This is a genomic window from Streptomyces sp. NPDC059900 (assembly GCF_050270335.1).
In the GTDB taxonomy this organism is placed as follows: domain Bacteria; phylum Actinomycetota; class Actinomycetes; order Streptomycetales; family Streptomycetaceae; genus Streptomyces.
Genome location: NZ_JBNNJZ010000863.1, coordinates 1 through 2541, shown reverse-complemented (window position 1 = coordinate 2541; position 2541 = coordinate 1). Strand labels below are relative to the sequence as shown.

Here is a 2541-nt window from a genome sequence, read left to right as displayed (position 1 = left end):
GCCCTGCACGCCATCGACCTGGCGACCGGCAAGAAGACGACCTCCGTCACCCTGCCGGAGAGCACCAACGAACTGTCGGGAGTCGTCGCAGGCCACTGACCGCATACACGGTCCCTGCGGCTCTCACGCCGCGGGGACCGTGTGTGCACCGCGCCGCAAAGCCGGGGCCACGGCAGCCTGGCCGGCGGGATGCCTCCTGTCCGGTCGGCCGGGGGTCAGTCGACCGGCTTGCCCGGCTGGTCGTGCGTGGAGCAGTGGATGCCACCGCCGCCGGAGGCGATGGTGTCGATGGCCACCGGCACGATGTCCCGCTTGGGGAAGTGCTCCTGGAGGATGCTCTTGGCGCGCTTGTCGGCCTTGCGGTCGCCGAACTTGGGCATGAACACGGAGTCGTTGGCGATGTAGAAGTTGGCGTAGGTGGACACGAAGTCGTCGCCCTCGCCGGTGATCTCGTACAGGTCGGGCTGCGGCAGATCGATCACCTCGAAGCGGCGGCCCTGGGCGTCCGTCGCCTCGCTGAGCACGGCCTTGGCCTGGTCGGCGGCGCGCGACCAGGAATCGGCGGGGGTGTCGGGGTGCGCCCGGTCCAGGAGCACGACGCCGGGGGCGGTGAAGCGGACGAGACTGTCGACGTGGGCGTCGGTGATGTCCTGGCCGCGTACGCCCTTGAGCCAGATGACCTTCTTGACGCCCAGGGTCTTCTTGATCTCGGCCTCGATCTGGTCCCGGTTCTTGCCTCGGTTGCGGTTGTCGTTGACGATCGAGCTCTCGGTGATGAGCAGGGTGCCCTCGCCGTCGGGCTCGAAGGAGCCGCCCTCGGCGACGAAGGGAGCCCGCCTGCGGGGGATGTCGTACTCGGCCAGCAGGGTGCGGCCGACCTTGCCGTCGTTGGTGTGGGTCTGCTTGTTGCCCCACCCGTTGAAGTTGAGGTCGACGCCGGTGACCTTGCCGCCCTGCTCGACGAAGACGGGGACGGTGTCGCGGGCCCACAGGTCGTCGACGGGCAGCTCGATGACCTCGACGTCGCGTCCGCACGCCTTCTGGGCGGCCTTCACCTGCTGGGGCCTTGCCATCATCACGACGTACTCGTATTCGCCGATGGCACGGGCGATGCGGGCTATGTCCTCGCGTACGTAGGGCAGGTCCTCGGCCCATACGGAGTCCAGGGCGGGCCACGACATGAAGGTGCGTGCGTGGCTCTCCCACTCGGCACCCATGCGCAGCCCCTCGGCCGCGGTGTCCTGGTTGCCGGAGGTGCTCAGCAGATCGTCGCCGGGGCCGCAGGCGGATGCGCCCAGGACGACGGCTCCGATTCCGCCGAATGCGCGGAGGGCTGAGCGGCGCGAGGGGAGGAGGGGAGACACGGTGAGCTCCGATCATCGTGGTGGGGCCAACGTATTCGTCCGAAGGGTGTGACGCTCGGCGAGCACGGGCGCCGGGTGTGACGAGCTGAGGCGGACGGAACCGGTCGCTGACTCGACTCTGACACAAACTGAAAATTCAGTCAAAGTTGAGAGGGGGAAACTCTCGTTCGGGGGCGGGAGGTGCCGTCGCCGCAGCCCTATATGCCCTCGTGGATCTGGTAGAGCGACACTGACTGAAACGTCAGTTTGCGTGCTGAAGCCCCCACCGGCGGTCCACGGCCTGGGGCGTCGAGACGGAACCGATGCACAGGGAGGCCCGACATGTGCCGCTCACCGGCTGGGCTTTCAAGCCCCCGAGTGAAGGAAGCCCGCCCACAGGGATGGCATCGACGGGTAGCGGTCACGCATGGTCCGGATGGCCTCGTGCAGCGCTTCGGCGGAGTGGGAGGGAGCGATTGTTCCGCCGGGCGTGTGCGCGGCGAGGCGGGTGTAGAACAGCTCGGCGATGTCAGCGGCCGGCCGGTCGTTGATCGGCCACAGGGTTCCGATGACATGGGAGAAGCCCGCGAGTTGGAACGCTCCGGCGAGATGAATGGCCTCGTCCAGCAGGAGGAGGTTGCCGGGGTCGGCGGTGCCGCAGGCCGAGAGGTAGGCCAGCTGTGCCCGGTCGAGGTCGATCTTGGCCAGGGCGGCGACGGTGAGGGGGGTGGTGGCGTGGTCGTGCAGGAGCAGACGGCTCTGTGAGGGGTCGGTGCCGTCGCTCGCGGCGTGGCAGGCGAAGTGCGTGATGGCGCACTGGGGCAGAGCGGCCAGCACCCTGGCTGTGGTCGGGGTGTTGCGGGGCTGCGCGTTGCCGCCGGGCGGGGAGCCGGTCCCTGTGAGTGGTAGCGGGCCGGGGAGGAAGGACCGGATCCGCTCGGCTTCTTCGCCTGCGTGGTGCAGCGGACTGAGCCCGGGGGTGCTGGGCATGGCGACGATCAGGGATCGCGAGCGTTCGGTGACGGGCGGCCGGTCTCTGCGGGCATGGCGCAGCGCCCGGATGGTGGGGGTGTAGGAAGAGACGACGCGGTCCATGACGGTGCGCCGCTCAGGTTCGTCGTCCGGGGCGCTGTGAAAGCCCGCCGTGTGCAGCGGCAGCAGGCCCAGAAGTCCGCCCGGAGCCCACCACACCCGGGGC

Annotated in this window: 2 protein-coding genes; both read right to left on the bottom strand. The window is 69.2% G+C overall.

What is annotated here, in order from left to right:
* Positions 1-215 precede the first annotated feature (215 nt).
* A complete protein-coding gene (locus tag ACQKIP_RS45035) occupies positions 216-1364 on the bottom strand; it encodes an agmatine deiminase family protein (protein WP_365864315.1) in 1149 nt (382 codons plus the stop codon).
* A gap of 345 nt (positions 1365-1709) precedes the next feature.
* On the bottom strand, positions 1710-2541 hold an 832-nt coding region (locus ACQKIP_RS45030), incomplete at its 5' end, for a CHAT domain-containing protein (protein WP_427745651.1).